We start from the raw sequence: 15,063 nt of genomic DNA, 5'->3' as shown, positions 1-15,063 counted from the left end.
TTGTCATTGCCGGGCGCAGCGTCGTCCGGCTGATTCATCGGCGTGTCTCTCTGTCGCATCCTGATGAGCCGGTTGGCGCTTTGCCCGCGCGGTCCGCCCACTCGTGCTCCTGCGGGGTGTTGAGATTGGTGAACTCGGCCTCCCGGTTGGAGAATTCGACCCGACACCAACGGTGCCGATCATACCAGCCGATCACCTTGCCACCGCCGGCCTCCAGCCATTCCGCCAGGTCCTCGTGAAGCGAACTGCGGATCAATGCGACCAGCGGTTGGAGCCGCTGTCCGTCATGCGCGACGACGACGTCCGCCTCGCCCATCGAACTCGACAGTCGAGGTACCAGATCGGACGGCAGCCAAGGCATATCCACCGGCGTCAACAGAACCCAGGGCGTGGAGACGAGCGGCAACGCACTCGAAAGGCCGGTCAGCGGGCCGGGATAGTCAGGCAGCGAGTCGGTGGCGACGGCATGGCCCAGGCGTCGATAGTCGTCGACGTGGCGATTGGCACTGATGACGATCCGATCGACCTGAGGCGCCAGCCGGCGCAGCGCACGCTCGACCAGCGGCTCCCCGTCGAGAGACAACCAGCCCTTGTCGACGCCGCCCATGCGCCGCCCGCGACCGCCGGCAAGCAGTACGCCCGTCACATCGGAACGTTCGATCACCGCGTGCCAAAGATCTTGTCGCCGGCGTCGCCCAGACCCGGGACGATGTAGCCGTTCTCGTCGAGTCGCTCGTCGATGGCCGCGGTGTAGATCTCGACATCGGGATAGGACTGCTGCACCCGCTCGATCCCTTCCGGCGCCGCCACCAGCACGATCACCTTGATCTGCTGGCAGCCTCGCTCCTTGAGCATGTCCAGCGTCGCGACCATCGAGCCGCCCGTGGCCAGCATGGGGTCGATGACGATCGCCAGACGCTCGTCCAGGTCGCTGACAAACTTCTCGAAATAGGGCACCGGCTCCAGCGTCTCTTCGTTCCGATAGAGCCCCACCACGCTGATGCGCGCACTGGGAATCAGGTCGGTGACGCCATCTAGCATGCCCAGACCGGCACGTAGAATCGGCACGATGGTGACTTTCTTGCCCTTGATCTGCTCGACATCGATCGGCGAGCCGTCCCAGCCTTCGATCGTCGCCGGTTCCATCTCCAGATTCTGGGTCGCTTCGTAAGTCAGCAGCTTGGCCACTTCGCAAGCCAGTTCACGAAAGCTCTTGGTGCTGATATCGGCCGCCCGCATCAGTCCGAGCTTGTGTTTGACCAGGGGATGGGAGATGGGATGCACACTCATGATCGGCGCCTTCGTCATAATGGAGGAAACGCCGATATTGTACGCGAGGAGCCGGATTCAGGCGACGCTGGCCGGCAATTGCCACTCGATCGGCGTCAGCCCACGATTGGCGAGAAAGGCGTTGGCCTGGGAAAAGTGGCGCGTACCGAAAAACCCTCGATGGGCGGATAAGGGCGAGGGATGCGGCGCGTGCAGGACCAGATGCTTGCCGCGATCGACGAAGCTCGCTTTCTTCTGGGCATAGCTGCCCCACAGCAGAAATACCACGCCGTCGCAGTGCTCGTTGATGACCTGAATGGCGCGATCAGTGAACGTCTCCCAGCCGCGATTGCGGTGTGAACCGGCATTGCCCTGCTCCACCGTCAGGACGCTGTTCAACAGCATCACACCCTGCTCGGCCCAACTTTCGAGGAAGCCATGATTGACCGGAGTCGTGGCGACGTCGGTGGCCAGCTCCTTGTAGATGTTCTGCAACGAGGGTGGCGTCGGCACGCCAGGGCGCACCGAAAAGCAGAGGCCGTGGGCCTGATGGGGGCCGTGATAAGGGTCCTGGCCCAGTATCACCACCTTGACCCGATCCAGCGGCGTCAGCTCGAAGGCGCGAAACCAGTGCGACGAGTGCGGATAGATAACCTTGTGCGCGGCCTTCTCTTCAGCCAGAAACTCGCGCAGTTTCAGCATGTAGGGAGCGCTGAATTCATCGCCGAGATAGGCGTTCCAGCTGTCCGGTAACGGCGACTGAGACATCGAAGAGCTCCGCGTCAGTCAGGGTTTGGGTGAGCGCATCTGGTCCACCAGCGGCTCGACGTAGGCGTGGCCAAGATCCCAGGGAAACTGGATCCAGCAGTCCTGAGCCACTTCGGTCAGGCACTGGTCGACCAGCGGGCGTCCCTCCGGCTTGGCATAGACGGTGACGAAGTGGGCCTTGGGCAGCATGTCGCGCACGGCCCGCGCCGTCTTGCCGGTATCGACCAGGTCGTCGACCAGCAGCCAGCCGTCACCGTCGTGATCGACGCCTTTCATCACGTCAAGGTCGCCCTGGAATTGTTCGTCGTAGCTCTTGATGCAGACCGTGTCGATCAAGCGGATATCGAGCTCGCGGGCGATCAGCGCAGCCGGGATCAGTCCACCGCGGGTGATCGCGACGATCCCCTGGAAATCACGTTCGACGAGCTGATGGCACAACGCCCGGACATCGCGGTGAAGCTGGTCCCAAGACACGGTGAAATGGTGCTGATAACGATTGGCGGTCATGGCGTATCCAACCTGTGGATCGGGCCGCCATCGGCAGATGGCGGCGGCAGGCCTCTTCTATCGTTTCGAATGGAGGCCTTTTCGAATAACGGCTCCGAGACGTTTACTCGTCTTCGGTAAAGCTACAGACCGCGAAGACGCTATAGCCGGCCTCGCGGATCTTGGCCGAGCCACCCAGTTCCGGCAGGTCGAGGATGGTCGCTGTCTCGACGATGTGGCCGCCGCTGCGTTGAATCAGCGACGCCGCCGCCAGCATGGTCCCGCCCGTCGCGATGATATCGTCGATCAGCACGATGCGATCATGCTCGCGAAACGCGTCGGCATGGAGTTCGACCGTCGACTCCCCGTACTCGAGCGTATAGGTCTCGCTGATCGTTCGAAACGGAAGCTTACCCTTCTTGCGAACCGGTACGAAGCTGCAGCCCAGCTCGTAGGCCAGCGGTGCGCCGACGATGAAGCCGCGCGCGTCGATGGCGGCGATGGCATCGACTTCGAGCTCCTGATAGCGATGCACGAAGCTGTCGATCAGCTTGCGAAACGCGGCGCTGTTCTGAAGCAGCGGCGTGATGTCGCGGAAGTTGACGCCGGCGTGCGGCCAGTCGGGCACGGTGCGAATGACCGACTTGATATAGTCGCCGTAGATACTGCTACTCATCAGGGGAAACTCCATTGGCCGGACACGGCGCGCCGTAAACAGTCAGTCCTGCAACGATGATTCTTGGCGCAAAGGCGCATATGTTACCCAAGCCGAGGCCATGGCGCGAGCCGTGGCCGGCATGGAATGGCCTGTCCTCGACGATCAGCTGCGCGACGCCATTACCCGCTCCACGGTCTCGACGATCGCCTGGGTCTGCGGGTCGATCTCCAGATTGACGCGATCCCCCGGCACTCGTTCGCCGATGGTCGTTCTGACCAGCGTTTCCGGAATCAGATTGACGCAAAACCGCCCGGCTTCCACCGCACCGATCGTCAAGCTGATGCCGTCGACACCGATATAACCCTTGTCGAACACGAAGCGAGCCAGATCCTGCGGTAGCTCGAACCACAGCCGCCGATTGTTGGGCGCTTCGTCGATTTCCACCAGCTTGGCCATTCCCATGATATGGCCCGACATGGCATGCCCGCCGATCTCGTCGCCGAAGCGCGCGGCTCGCTCGAGGTTGACCCGGCCTCCGACACCGAGATCACCCAGATTGGTCAGCCGCAGCGTTTCACGCATCAGATCGAAACTGACGTTTTCCTCGTCGATCGCCGTCACCGTCAGACAGCAACCGTTATGGGATACCGAGGCCCCCAACGTCAGGCCTTCGCGCATCGCCGCCGACATCGCCACCACATGGGTGTGCAACTGCTCACGCTCCTCGATCGCTATCACGGTACCCACATCCTGCACGATCCCGGTAAACATGAACCTCACTCCTGGCCTGAACGGATAGCTAGCCGCCGATGACAGACACGCTCGGCGGGCAACAAGAACGAGAATTCTAGCACGCTGGCGATGCCTGCCAGGAAATCGGCGCGCTTGCTGTACGACATCCCGCGGTCGCTCCGACCCGGCGAGATCCGTATACTACTGCGCTCATCGACGCGGGTCTGACGCCGTTGGCGCCCTATCGGCGCGGTAGACGACGCCCCGCTTTTCCGACTCTCAGCCAGACGCTTTCGACACGCCCAATGATCTCACTGGACAACGTTTCCAAAACCTACGGCAGCGGGCCCGGCGCCGTGCAGGCGCTGAAGGACATCGACCTGCAGGTGCCGAAAGGCACGATTCACGGCGTCATTGGCCTTTCCGGCGCCGGCAAGTCAACCCTGATCCGCTGCGTCAATCTGCTCGAGCGGCCGACCGCCGGTCGCGTCATCATCGACGGGCAGGAACTGACCGCCATGGACGCCGCCGCGCTGCGCCAGGCGCGCCACCAGTGCGGGATGATCTTCCAGCACTTCAACCTGCTGACCAATCGTACCGTCTACGACAACGTGGCGTTGCCGCTGGAATTGATGGGCCAGTCGCGCCAGGCCATTCGCGAACGCGTCACGCCGCTGCTCGAGATGACGGGCCTCGCCGACAAGACGACGCAATATCCGGCGCAGCTGTCCGGCGGCCAGAAACAGCGCGTGGCCATTGCCCGCGCCCTGGCCAGCCGGCCCAAGGTGCTGCTCTGCGACGAGGCGACGTCGGCGCTCGATCCGCAGACCACCGCCTCGATCCTGACGCTGTTGCAGGAGATCAATCAGCAGCTTGGGCTGACCATTCTGCTGATCACCCACGAGATGGAAGTCGTGAAGACGATCTGCCATCGAGTGGGGCTGATTTCCGATGGCCGCCTGGTCGAGGACGCGGATGTCGGTGACTTCTTCACCTCGCCTAGCACGCAGCTGGGTCGGGAATTTCTGAATGACTTCCTCAAGCTGGAAGCCCCCCAGGCCCTGATCGAACGCCTGGAACCGGAAGCGGGAGCGAACACCCACCCAGTGGTGCGACTGACGTTCTCCGGCGACAGCGTGGCCACCCCGCTGATTTCGCGGCTGGCCCGTGAACATGGCATCGACGTCAGCATTCTGCAGGCCAAGGTCGAATCCATTCAGGGCCGCACGCTGGGCCTGATGATCGCCGAATTGATGGGCAGCGCCTCGCAGACCCGGCAAGCGCTGGCAACGCTCGAATCCTTTGATCTGCAAGTGGAGGTAATGGGTCATGTCCAGCGCCCTGATTGATCTCGTCTGGCAGTCCACGCTCGAGACGCTCTACATGGTTGCCGTCGCCGGCATCCTGTCCACGCTCATCGGCGTGCCGCTCGGCGTGTTGCTCTACGTCACTCGGCCACGCCAGATTCTGGCCCAGCCGATCATCAACACCCTCCTCGGTATCGTCACCAATGTCGGCCGTTCGGTACCGTTCATCATCCTGCTGGTGGCGATCATTCCGTTCACCCGCATGATCGTCGGCAGCTCCATCGGCACCAATGCCGCCGCGGTACCGCTGACCATCGCCGCCATTCCGTTCGTCGCCCGGCTGGTCGAGGGTGCGCTGAACGAGGTTTCTCCCGGCCTGGTCGAGGCCGCGCAGTCGATGGGCGCGACGCCGATGCAGATCATCATGAAGGTGCTCCTGCCGGAAGCCCGGGGCGGCATCATCAACGGTCTGACGATCACCGTCGTCGCCCTGGTCAGCTATTCCGCCATGGCCGGCGCGGTGGGTGGTGGCGGGCTGGGTGACCTGGGTATCCGCTACGGCTACAACCGCTTCAACCCGACCGTAATGCTGATCACCGTGGTCGTGCTCGTGGTCATGGTGCAGCTGTTTCAGAGCCTGGGGGATTATCTGGTGCGCAAGAGCGATCACAAGTGATTGCCGACGGCCACTAGATTAATAACCAGAATGAATTACCGCGGTCGTTGTTATTCCGTTATATTTCAGCGGTCGTCAGACGCCGACAAGAGCGTCGGCCTCAATCATCGATAGCAATATCCTCAGGGAGAGTCGCCAATGCCGATTTCAATCACACGCACGCTGGGCGCTGCCGCGCTGAGTCTGGGCCTGGTCGCCGGTGGCGCTCATGCCGCCGATGACACCATCAAGGTCGGCACCATGGCCGGTCCCGAGACCGATGTCATGCAGGTGGCCAAACAGGTGGCCAAGGAGAAGTACGGCCTCGATGTCGAGATCATCGAGTTCACCGACTACGTCACGCCCAATGCGGCACTGGCGGACGGCAGCCTGGATGCCAACGCTTACCAGCACGAGCCGTACATGCGCTCGATGGTCAACGACCGCGGTTATGATTTCGCCGTGGCCGGCAAAACCTTCGTCTACCCGATCGGCGCTTACTCCACCAAGTACGACAGCATCGACGATCTGCCGGATGGCGCGACTATCGCCGTTCCCAACGATCCGACCAACGAAGGTCGCTCGCTGATCCTGATGGACAAGCAGGGCCTGATCACGCTCGACGATGACGAGAATCTGGAAGCGACGCCGATCGACATCACCGAGAACCCGCACGACTACTCGTTCAAGGAGATCGAGGCCGCCCAGATGCCGCGCGTACTGCAGGACGTCGACATGGCCTTCATCAACAGCACCTTCACGCAGCCCGCCGGTCTGACACTGGACGATGCGCTGATCAAGGAAGGCCCGGACTCGCCCTACGTCAATCTGATCGTAGTTCGGGGTGGCGATCAGGATCGCAAGGAGATTCAGGAACTGGTCAAGGCCTATCAGTCCGATGCCGTTGCCGACAAGGCCCAGGAACTGTTCCAGGGCGGCGCCGTTCCCGGCTGGAAGTGATCGCGGCGGCGTCACCAATGTGACGAGCCAGACATCATGATCATCACGAAACCAGCGCCCGAGGCGCTGGTTTTCGTTTTTCAGTTGACCTTTTTTCGTTCATTTTTCGAGGAGACCACGATGACCGACTACGATTCCCTCGAGCGCCAGCTGACAGCGCTGTTGGATACGCGCGACTGGCTGACCAACTCAGCCCAGACCAGCGCCTTCCTGATGCAGACACTCGAGAAGCTGAACTGGGTCGGCTTCTATCTGCAGCGCCAACCGGAGACGCTGATTCTGGGCCCGTTCCAGGGCCAGCCGGCGTGCAACCCGATTCCGTTCTCCAAAGGCGTCTGCGGCGCCGCCGCACGTTCGCGCCGGACTCAGCGCGTCGACGACGTTCACGCCGTCCCCGATCATATCGCCTGCGATGCGGCGTCGCGTTCGGAGCTGGTCGTTCCCATCATCATCGACGACGAAGTCTGGGGCGTGCTGGATATCGACAGCCCCGAACCGGCTCGATTCACGGCCGAGGATCAAGCGGGTATCGAGCGGCTGTGTCATGTTTTCGCCGCCGCCAGCGACCTCCACGAGAGCGTCGGACAAGACTGAAATCCTGAAACCGGAGTCGGACTATCGAGCGCACGATGTCGGCTTCAATCCAGAAACACGCCCAGCTCGTCATCCGTACGCACTATCTGCAGGATATCTTCATAGAGCGACAGCAGATCCAGCGCCAGCGGACGACGAACCTCGCGCGGCATTTCTCCCAGGGCGTGCTCTTCACGACGCCCGCCGGCGATATTCCGGTACAGGCCGATCGCCAGATGGACGGCAGCGGCGTAGGGCGAGAAAGGCACGGCCTCCAGTGGCTTTCCCTGATACGTCAGAGCATTGCAGATCGTTTGCGGGAAGCGCCAGCGGCGCCCCAGCTCGGCACCCACTTCGCTGAACGTGTAGCCGAACTGGTTGGCTTCCAGCTCGATCCGCGGCGCGCCCTGCTCGACCAGTGCATCGATCCGCTGCATCGTTTCCGGGTGGCCGATATGCATCAGCGCGGAGCCCACGTGATGCAGAATGCCACAGGTGAACGCGGTCTCCGGCGCCAATTCCCCCAGTTTGCTGTGCTGGACGATCGTACGACTCAAGTTGGCGACCATGAACGACTCGCGCCAGAAAGCCTTGCGGTCAAGTCCAGGCACCTCTCTGAGCATGGATACCAGGCCCGAAGCGATCACCAGCGTGCGTACACGGTCGAAGCCCAGCAGCAGCAAGGCATCGTCGATCGTTGCCACGTTTCGCCCCACGCCATAGCGCACGGAGTTGGCGGAGCGTAATAGTTTCAGGCTGAGGCTGGGATCCCTGCGGATGATGGACGACACCCGATGAATGCTGATCCGGTCATTGTCCAGACTGGCGATCAGCTCGGTGACCACGGCGGGTACGCTAGGTAACTGATGAATATGTTCGAAAAGCGAATTCAATGACATGTTTCACTCCAGCTATTCCCCAATATTATCTGTCGCTCCACGAAAAGTCCTGAGGCCGGCATAAGTTAACCCAATGGCCGGAATGACAAACAAAAACCCCGCCGGTAAACCGGCGGGGAGGTCGTCGCCTTGGCGACGCGATAAGTTGATGTTGCAGGTGACTGCCGAGTCAGTCGCTCAGCTCTTCTGCCAGGATTTCACCATCTCGTCGTAAGGGACGGTCTTGCCCTGAGGTTTCTCGTTGTCGAGTTTGGGTTTGGGCGCACCGGGCTGATCCAGCCAATACTGCGCATCGCGAGGTTCGTTCAGCTTGGGCCCGCAGTTTGGCTGGACATTGGCCCGCTCCAGGCGCTCCATCATCCGATCCTGGGCGTCCGCCAACCCATCCAGGGCTTGCTGCGCGCTGGTTTCACCGCTGACCGCCTGGGAAATATACTGCCACCACAGCTGCGCCAGCTTGGGATAGTCCGGCACGTTGGTGCCGGTCGGTGACCACTGCAGTCGCGCCGGGCTACGATAGAACTCGACCAGGCCACCCAGTTTCGGCGCGGCGTCGGTCATCGCCTGGGACTGGATGTCGGATTCCCGGATCGGCGTCAGCCCCACCAGCGTCTTCTGCAGCGAGACCGTCTTCGAGGTCACGAACTGCGCATAGAGCCAGGCGGCGAGACGGTTCTTCTCGGGGGTCGATTTCATGAAGGTCCAGGATCCGACGTCCTGATAGCCCTTCTTCATGCCGTCTTCCCAATACGGCCCCACCGGTGATGGCGCCATCCGCCACTTGGGCGTGCCATCCTCGTTGACCACCGGCAGCCCCTTCTGAGTCATGTCGGCGGTGAAGGCGGTGTACCAGAAGATCTGCTGAGCGACATTACCCTGCGCCGGCACCGGCCCGGCTTCCGAGAACGTCATGCCCTGGGCTTCCGGGGGCGCATAGGCATGCAGCCAGTCGATGTACTTCTGGGTTGCGAATACCGCGGCCGGGCCGTTGGTTGCGCCACCGCGGGTAACGTTCGAGCCCACCGGCCGACAATCCTCCACCCGAATCCCCCACTCGTCCACTGGCAGACCATTGGGGATGCCCTTGTCGCCGGCCCCGGCCATCGAGAACCAGGCATCGGTGAAACGCCAGCCCAGCGAGGGATCCTTTTTGCCGTAATCCATGTGGCCGTACACCCGTTGGCCATCGATGTCGTGGACGTCATTGGTGAAGAAGTCAGCGATATCCTCGTAGGCCGACCAGTTCACCGGCACGCCCAGGTCGTAGCCGTACTTTTCCTTGAAACGCGCCTTGAGATCGGGATCGTCGAACCAGTCGGCGCGGAACCAGTAAAGGTTGGCAAACTGCTGATCCGGCAGCTGATAGACCTTGCCGTCAGGTCCGGTGGTGAACGAGAGGCCGATGAAGTCATCGAGATCCAGTGTCGGCGAGGTCACCTCGGCGGCGTCGCCTTTGATCATGTCGGAAATCGGCACCACCTTGCCGTAGCGAAAATGCGTGCCGATCAGATCGGAGTCGTTGACGTAGGCATCGTAGATGTTGCGACCGGACTGCATCTGCGTCTGCAGTTTCTCGATCACGTCCCCTTCCTGGATCAGATCGTGCTTCAGCTGAATGCCGGTGATCTCGCTGAACGCGCGGGCCAGAACCTCGGATTCATACTTGTGCGTCGTGAGCGTCTCCGAAACGACGTTTATCTGCATGCCACGGAACGGCTTGGCGGCATCGATGTACCACTGCATCTCGTCCATCTGCTGCTCGGGTGTGAGTGTCGAGGTCTTGAACTCGTCACTCAGCCAGCGTTTGGCGGCATCCTGATACTGATCGGCGATCGCGGTTCCCGAGACGGCCATCAAACCGGCAAGGCTGATGCCGATGCTCAGTGGCAATCGGCGTCGCGATCTGGCGTGCTTGATATCGAACATAGCGTTAACCCTCTTTGTTATCCTTACTTCGTTTGCTGTCGTGGCGCTATCCGATGAAGAGCGATGATCCCTGGTCGATGCGTTACCCCCATTTCATGATGATTGCCATGGCTGCCACACAGATCGCGGTCGCGATCCAGAGCGGCCAGTCGGTGAGTGCCAGAACCAGCAAATGGCCGTAGGCCGATGCCAGCAGGCCGATGAACAGCCGATCGCCGCGCGATGTCGTCAGTGGCAGAAAGCCTTTGCGTTCTCGCCCCGGAGATACGGTCTGCCATACCGTCATCGCGACCAGCAGTGCCGCGATCCCGGCAAAGAACAGAGTCGTCGGTAGTGTCCAGGCCATCCAACCCATAGTGGTTCCCCCTCTTTGGCCAGACGGATCAGACGCGACCCAGGGCGAAGCCCTTGGCCACGTGGTTGCGCACGAAATAGATCACGGCGATGCCAGGCAGCAGCGCAACGACGCCTGCAGCCGCCAGCACGCCCCAGTCGATGCCTGATGCCGAGACCGTACGGGTCATCTGCGCCACGATCGGCTTGGCATCGACCGAGGTCAGCGTTCGCGCCAGCAACAGTTCGACCCAGGAGAACATGAAGCAGAAAAACGCCGTGACGCCGATGCCGGGCCGAATCATCGGCAGGAAAATCTTGATGAAGAACTTGGGAAAGGTATAACCGTCGATATACGCGGTTTCATCGATCTCCTTGGGCACCGACGACATGAAACCCTCGAGAATCCATACCGCCAGCGGCACGTTGAACAGACAGTGCGCCAGTGCCACCGCGATCGGCGTATCGAACAACCCTACCGCCGAGTAAAGCTGGAAAAACGGCAGCAGAAACACGGCAGGCGGCGCCATCCGGTTGGTCAGCAGCCAGAAGAACATGTGTTTATCGCCCAGAAAGCGATAGCGCGAGAACGCATAGGCGGCCGGCAACGCGACCAGCAATGAGATCAGCATGTTCATCGAGACATAGCTGAGAGAGTTGAGATAACTCGTGTACCAGGTCGGCTCGGTGAAAATGACACGATAGTTGTCCAGTGTCGGGGCGGTCGGCCATAGCGTCAGCCCGCCGAGGATTTCCCGGTTCGACTTGAACGACATGTTGACGAGCCAGTAGATCGGCACCAGCACGAACAGCAGATAGATCAGCATCACCAGACTCTTGCGCAGTCTCATGGCGGCGTCATTCCTTGTTGTCGTTATGCGTCATGGCGGTATAGAACACCCAGGTCACCAGCAGAATGATCAGGAAGTAGATCAGCGAAAACGCCGATGCCCGGCCCAGATCGAACTGGCCCAGCGCCATCTGGGTCAACGTCTGGCTGAGGAATGTCGTGGCCGTGCCCGGCCCGCCACCGGTGAGCACGAACGGTTCGGTATAGATCATGAAGCTGTCCATGAAGCGCAGCATGACCGCGATCAACAGCACGTTCTTGAGCTTCGGCAACTGGATGAAGCGGAATACCGCCCAGTGAGAGGCGCGATCGATTCTGGCCGCCTGGTAGTAGACATCGGGAATCGAGCGCAGCCCGGAGTAGCACAGCAGCGCCACCAGCGAGGTCCAGTGCCAGACGTCCATCACCAGCACCGTGATCCAGGCGTCCCGTGGGTTGGAGGCGTAGTTGTAGTCGAGCCCCAGGCTGTTGAGAATCCAGCCATACAGCCCGATGTCCTCTCGCCCGATAATCTGCCAGATCGTCCCCACCACGTTCCACGGCACCAGCAGCGGTAGAGAGAGCAGAATCAGGCTGACCGGCACGCCCAACCCTCGCCGAGGCATCGACAGCGCGACGATGATGCCGAGCGGCACCTCGATGGCCAGTACGCAGAACGAGTAGATGAACTGCCGCACCAGCGAATCGTGCAGCCTCGGATCCGCCAGGATCTCGCGATACCACTCGGTGCCCACGAAGTAGCGCGTACTCGGGTCGAAGATGTCCTGTACCGAATAGTTGACCACCGTTATCATCGGGATGATGGCGCTGAAGGCCACCAGCACGAACACCGGCAGTACCAGCCACCAGGCCTTGTTGTTATAGGTTTTCATCAGCCACTCCCACCAGATGGTCGTCGATATAGAAGCGCTGCCAGGGTTCGGGGAAGTGCACGCCGGTTCGCCCCTCGGGAACGCTGGCCTCTTCTCCCAGGCGCGCCTTGACCACCGGTGCCGATGGCGTATCGAGGCGCACATCGACGATCTTGAAGGTGCCCTGGTCCTGAACCAGATCGACATACCCGTGCAGTACCGCATTCTCCGGCGCCACCAGCTGCACGAATTCCGGCCGGATGCCGAGCTGCAGGCGCTCGCCTTCGCGCTGCCGGAGCTGGGCGACGATCGCGTCGGCCACCGCCAGCGTTCGCCCGTCGAACTCGATACCCGTCTCGCCCAGGGCGACATCCAGCAGATTCATGCCGGGGCTGCCGATGAAGTAGCCGACGAAGGTATGCTGCGGGTTCTCGAACAGCTCTCGCGGCGTGCCGAACTGAACGATCTGGCCTTCGTACATCACCGCGATCTTGTCGGCGAAGGTGGACGCCTCCAGCTGGTCGTGGGTGACGTAAACCATCGTCACGTTGAAGCGCTGGTGGATCTCCTTGAGCTTGCGCCTCAGCCGCCACTTGAGCTGGGGATCGATCACCGTCAACGGCTCGTCGAACAGGATCGCCGCCACGTCGTCACGCACCAGGCCGCGTCCCATCGACACCTTCTGCTTCTCGTCCGCCGTCAGGTTCTTCGCCTTGCGGTTCAGCAGGGGCTCGATCTCCAGCGCCTCGGCCACCTCTCTCACTCGGGCATCGATGCGCTCGCGTGGCTGTCCCTGGTTGCGCAGTGGAAACGCCAGGTTCTCGTGAACGGTCATGGTGTCGTAGACCACCGGGAACTGGAAAACCTGGGCGATATTGCGATCCTGCGGACTGAGATCGTTGACCGACTTGCCGTCGTAAAGCACGCGGCCTTCCGAGGGCGCCAACAGACCGGAGATGATGTTGAGCAGCGTGCTCTTGCCGCAGCCCGAGGGGCCCAGTAAGGCGTAGGCGCCCCCTTGCTCCCAGACGTGGTCTATCGGCCGGAGTGCGTAATCGCCGGGTTGCGAAGGGGCGCTATGGTAGCTGTGCGCCAGCTGTTCGAGGCGAATTTCTGCCATCTAGAGTTCTCCTCGAACGCTCGCAAGCGTCGATCGCGACGAGGATGGCGACAACACCAGATCGCCACCTGGCTCGAATACGAACAGCTGTTGGCACGCGACGTGAATGTCCAGCGCCTGATCGACGCCGAACTCGTGAATCCCTGTCAGGTGCGCGACCAGGTCGATCCGATCATGCGACAGATGCAGAAAGGTTTCGGAGCCGCTGATCTCCGCTACGCGCACGACGGCCGGCAGACGTAACGCCGCTTCCGAGAGCGGCTGAAGCGACCAGTGATGAGGCCGGATACCGACCTGGTAGTCGCCGTCGGAGAGATTGCGCCACTCCTCTGGCAGCGGCTGGCGCTGATCGGCGATCCGGCACTCGCATCCGTCGACCGTCATCGGCATCAAGTTGATCGGTGGTTCGCCGAACAGCGTGGCAGCCTCACGGTTACGCGGATGGCGATAGACGTCGCCGCTAGTCCCGCTCTGAACGATCCGGCCCTGGTGCAGCAGGGTCGTCGTGCCGCCCAGTGCCAGCGCCTCCGCGGGCTCGGTGGTGGCGTAGACCGCGATGGTATTGCGCGATTCGAACAGTTTGCGCATCTCGACGCGCAGCGCTTCGCGCAACTTGTAATCGAGATTGACCAGAGGTTCATCGAACAACACCAGATCCGCGTCCTTGACCAATGCTCGGGCCATCGCCGTGCGCTGCTGCTGCCCACCGGAGAGTTCCTGCGGATAGCGTCCCAGCAGGTGCTGAATCCCGAGCATTGCAGCCGTTTCCTCGACTCGACGGGTGATCTCCTGGCGGGACATCTTGGCCTGCCTGAGCGGCGAGGCAATATTGTCGAAGACAGTCAGTGTGGGGTAGTTGATGAATTGCTGATAAACCATCGAGACGTTGCGCTGACGAACCGGCACATGGGTCACGTCTCGGCCATCGAGATGTACCGAGCCCTTGTCAGGCCTGTCCAGGCCCGCCATCAGTCGCATCAATGTCGTCTTGCCCGCCAACGTGTGTCCCAGCAACACGTTGAACGACCCCGGCTCCAGCGTCAGACTGGCGTCATCGATGTAAGTCTCGCCCCGCACCGACAGTGTCACATTGTGGAGTTGTAATGACATGAGTGGCGCCGTTCCCGTTTTCTCTTCCGAGCATCCTAGAACAGCCGTTTTATAAAGCTATACGACGAAAAAAGCAGAAAACGAGTTTCGCAAAAACAGGCTTCTATTTAATTGATTTTATTACGTTTAAAAAAGCTGCAACCTTAGTCTCAACCACCAATGTCCTACACTCGACGGTGCTGGCAGACAGGAAATCCTGACAAACGAGTCGGTTTGACTCACCTGCCGTTCGCATTTCAACATCGACGACTGAAAACGAATCTTGACGTCGAGTAGCGTCTGAAGACTTTGTCATTCGGCCCGGGAAGCAACTTCCACGCAACGTACGCCCCGGCAGGCGCCATCGGATCACACCAGCGAAAAGGGACCGAGAAGAAATAGAAAGTGAAATGGGACAGGGACAGGGACAGGGACAGGGACAGGAAAAAAGACTCGACCATAAAAAAACCCCGAGCCGTGGCTCGAGGTTCGAATCTGGTAGGACCAAGCGGATTTGAACCGCTGACCTCCACGATGTCAACGTGGCGCTCTAACCAACTGAGCTATGGTCCTGAAATACATTGTCG

17 protein-coding genes and 1 tRNA gene are annotated in these 15,063 nt (G+C 61.0%); 4 read left to right on the top strand and 14 right to left on the bottom strand.

Features of this window, described 5'->3' with window-relative positions:
- Positions 1–34: 34 nt before the first annotated feature.
- The 6 genes from mobA to ACUN9V_RS10050 form a co-directional block, all read right to left on the bottom strand.
- Positions 35–664, bottom strand: a complete 630-nt coding sequence (gene mobA, locus ACUN9V_RS10075; RefSeq protein WP_245392122.1) for a molybdenum cofactor guanylyltransferase MobA — start codon at positions 662–664, stop codon at positions 35–37.
- Positions 661–1,290 carry a uracil phosphoribosyltransferase gene (upp, locus tag ACUN9V_RS10070; protein ID WP_075562025.1) on the bottom strand — a complete coding sequence of 210 codons (630 nt, stop codon included), beginning with the start codon at positions 1,288–1,290 and terminating at the stop codon, positions 661–663. The genes mobA and upp overlap by 4 nt, the downstream gene beginning before the upstream one ends.
- A 57-nt stretch (positions 1,291–1,347) precedes the next feature.
- Positions 1,348–2,037 carry a uracil-DNA glycosylase gene (gene ung, locus ACUN9V_RS10065; protein WP_445511283.1) on the bottom strand — a complete coding sequence of 230 codons (690 nt, stop codon included), beginning with the start codon at positions 2,035–2,037 and terminating at the stop codon, positions 1,348–1,350.
- A gap of 18 nt (positions 2,038–2,055) precedes the next feature.
- Positions 2,056–2,544 carry a xanthine phosphoribosyltransferase gene (gpt, locus tag ACUN9V_RS10060; RefSeq protein ID WP_075562023.1) on the bottom strand — a complete coding sequence of 163 codons (489 nt, stop codon included), beginning with the start codon at positions 2,542–2,544 and terminating at the stop codon, positions 2,056–2,058.
- 103 nt (positions 2,545–2,647) lie between these two features.
- Entirely contained in the window at positions 2,648–3,199 is a 552-nt protein-coding gene (locus ACUN9V_RS10055) for an adenine phosphoribosyltransferase (RefSeq protein WP_075562022.1), read from the bottom strand.
- Between the two features lie 144 nt (positions 3,200–3,343).
- Complete coding sequence (locus tag ACUN9V_RS10050; protein ID WP_075562021.1) at positions 3,344–3,952, bottom strand: riboflavin synthase subunit alpha; 609 nt, start codon at positions 3,950–3,952, stop codon at positions 3,344–3,346.
- Between the two features lie 266 nt (positions 3,953–4,218).
- Here ACUN9V_RS10050 and ACUN9V_RS10045 point away from each other — a divergent pair, with 266 nt between their 5' ends.
- From ACUN9V_RS10045 to ACUN9V_RS10030, 4 genes are all read left to right on the top strand, one after another.
- Positions 4,219–5,262 (top strand): methionine ABC transporter ATP-binding protein, encoded by a 1,044-nt coding sequence (locus ACUN9V_RS10045; RefSeq protein ID WP_439286638.1) that lies wholly within the window; start codon positions 4,219–4,221, stop codon positions 5,260–5,262.
- Positions 5,243–5,896 (top strand): methionine ABC transporter permease, encoded by a 654-nt coding sequence (locus tag ACUN9V_RS10040; RefSeq protein ID WP_075562019.1) that lies wholly within the window; start codon positions 5,243–5,245, stop codon positions 5,894–5,896. The genes ACUN9V_RS10045 and ACUN9V_RS10040 overlap by 20 nt, the downstream gene beginning before the upstream one ends.
- Before the next feature lie 138 nt (positions 5,897–6,034).
- Entirely contained in the window at positions 6,035–6,835 is an 801-nt protein-coding gene (locus ACUN9V_RS10035) for a MetQ/NlpA family ABC transporter substrate-binding protein (protein ID WP_445511282.1), read from the top strand.
- Between the two features lie 120 nt (positions 6,836–6,955).
- Positions 6,956–7,429 carry a GAF domain-containing protein gene (locus tag ACUN9V_RS10030; RefSeq protein ID WP_075562104.1) on the top strand — a complete coding sequence of 158 codons (474 nt, stop codon included), beginning with the start codon at positions 6,956–6,958 and terminating at the stop codon, positions 7,427–7,429.
- Positions 7,430–7,473: 44 nt separating this feature from the next.
- Here ACUN9V_RS10030 and ACUN9V_RS10025 read toward each other — a convergent pair whose 3' ends face one another.
- From ACUN9V_RS10025 to ACUN9V_RS09990, 8 genes are all read right to left on the bottom strand, one after another.
- Positions 7,474–8,307 carry an HDOD domain-containing protein gene (locus ACUN9V_RS10025; RefSeq protein WP_445511281.1) on the bottom strand — a complete coding sequence of 278 codons (834 nt, stop codon included), beginning with the start codon at positions 8,305–8,307 and terminating at the stop codon, positions 7,474–7,476.
- 177 nt (positions 8,308–8,484) lie between these two features.
- On the bottom strand, positions 8,485–10,233 hold the full coding sequence (locus ACUN9V_RS10020; protein WP_075562016.1) for an ABC transporter substrate-binding protein: 1,749 nt from the start codon (positions 10,231–10,233) through the stop codon (positions 8,485–8,487).
- Positions 10,234–10,315: 82 nt separating this feature from the next.
- Positions 10,316–10,588 (bottom strand): DUF2160 domain-containing protein, encoded by a 273-nt coding sequence (locus ACUN9V_RS10015; RefSeq protein ID WP_075562015.1) that lies wholly within the window; start codon positions 10,586–10,588, stop codon positions 10,316–10,318.
- Between the two features lie 28 nt (positions 10,589–10,616).
- A complete protein-coding gene (locus tag ACUN9V_RS10010; RefSeq protein WP_075562014.1) occupies positions 10,617–11,417 on the bottom strand; it encodes a carbohydrate ABC transporter permease in 801 nt (266 codons plus the stop codon).
- 7 nt (positions 11,418–11,424) lie between these two features.
- Positions 11,425–12,288, bottom strand: a complete 864-nt coding sequence (locus tag ACUN9V_RS10005) for a carbohydrate ABC transporter permease (RefSeq protein ID WP_445511280.1) — start codon at positions 12,286–12,288, stop codon at positions 11,425–11,427.
- Positions 12,275–13,387 (bottom strand): ABC transporter ATP-binding protein, encoded by a 1,113-nt coding sequence (locus ACUN9V_RS10000; RefSeq protein ID WP_445511279.1) that lies wholly within the window; start codon positions 13,385–13,387, stop codon positions 12,275–12,277. Before ACUN9V_RS10000 ends, ACUN9V_RS10005 begins: the two co-directional genes overlap by 14 nt.
- Positions 13,388–14,497, bottom strand: coding sequence for an ABC transporter ATP-binding protein (locus tag ACUN9V_RS09995; protein ID WP_445511278.1), 1,110 nt, complete (start codon positions 14,495–14,497; stop codon positions 13,388–13,390).
- A 475-nt stretch (positions 14,498–14,972) separates the two neighbouring features.
- Positions 14,973–15,049 (bottom strand) — tRNA-Val (locus ACUN9V_RS09990).
- Positions 15,050–15,063 lie beyond the last annotated feature (14 nt).

The sequence above is a fragment of the Salinicola sp. V024 genome (assembly GCF_052645315.1).
Note: the sequence above shows the minus strand (reverse complement) of the source record. Positions and strands in the feature narration are given on the sequence as shown.

Bases quoted from the DNA above. Each gene is read 5' to 3' on its own strand.
- ACUN9V_RS10050 (WP_075562021.1), bottom strand. From the start codon at position 3,952: ATGTTTACCGGGATCGTGCAGGATGTGGGTACCGTGATAGCGATCGAG.
- ACUN9V_RS10025 (WP_445511281.1), bottom strand. From the start codon at position 8,307: ATGTCATTGAATTCGCTTTTCGAACATATTCATCAGTTACCTAGCGTA.
- ACUN9V_RS10010 (WP_075562014.1), bottom strand. From the start codon at position 11,417: ATGAGACTGCGCAAGAGTCTGGTGATGCTGATCTATCTGCTGTTCGTG.
- ACUN9V_RS10035 (WP_445511282.1), top strand. From the start codon at position 6,035: ATGCCGATTTCAATCACACGCACGCTGGGCGCTGCCGCGCTGAGTCTG.
- ACUN9V_RS10040 (WP_075562019.1), top strand. From the start codon at position 5,243: ATGTCCAGCGCCCTGATTGATCTCGTCTGGCAGTCCACGCTCGAGACG.
- ACUN9V_RS10045 (WP_439286638.1), top strand. From the start codon at position 4,219: ATGATCTCACTGGACAACGTTTCCAAAACCTACGGCAGCGGGCCCGGC.
- ACUN9V_RS10020 (WP_075562016.1), bottom strand. From the start codon at position 10,233: ATGTTCGATATCAAGCACGCCAGATCGCGACGCCGATTGCCACTGAGC.
- ACUN9V_RS10005 (WP_445511280.1), bottom strand. From the start codon at position 12,288: ATGAAAACCTATAACAACAAGGCCTGGTGGCTGGTACTGCCGGTGTTC.
- ACUN9V_RS10030 (WP_075562104.1), top strand. From the start codon at position 6,956: ATGACCGACTACGATTCCCTCGAGCGCCAGCTGACAGCGCTGTTGGAT.
- gpt (WP_075562023.1), bottom strand. From the start codon at position 2,544: ATGACCGCCAATCGTTATCAGCACCATTTCACCGTGTCTTGGGACCAG.
- ACUN9V_RS10000 (WP_445511279.1), bottom strand. From the start codon at position 13,387: ATGGCAGAAATTCGCCTCGAACAGCTGGCGCACAGCTACCATAGCGCC.
- ACUN9V_RS10055 (WP_075562022.1), bottom strand. From the start codon at position 3,199: ATGAGTAGCAGTATCTACGGCGACTATATCAAGTCGGTCATTCGCACC.
- ACUN9V_RS10015 (WP_075562015.1), bottom strand. From the start codon at position 10,588: ATGGGTTGGATGGCCTGGACACTACCGACGACTCTGTTCTTTGCCGGG.
- ACUN9V_RS09995 (WP_445511278.1), bottom strand. From the start codon at position 14,497: ATGTCATTACAACTCCACAATGTGACACTGTCGGTGCGGGGCGAGACT.
- upp (WP_075562025.1), bottom strand. From the start codon at position 1,290: ATGAGTGTGCATCCCATCTCCCATCCCCTGGTCAAACACAAGCTCGGA.
- ung (WP_445511283.1), bottom strand. From the start codon at position 2,037: ATGTCTCAGTCGCCGTTACCGGACAGCTGGAACGCCTATCTCGGCGAT.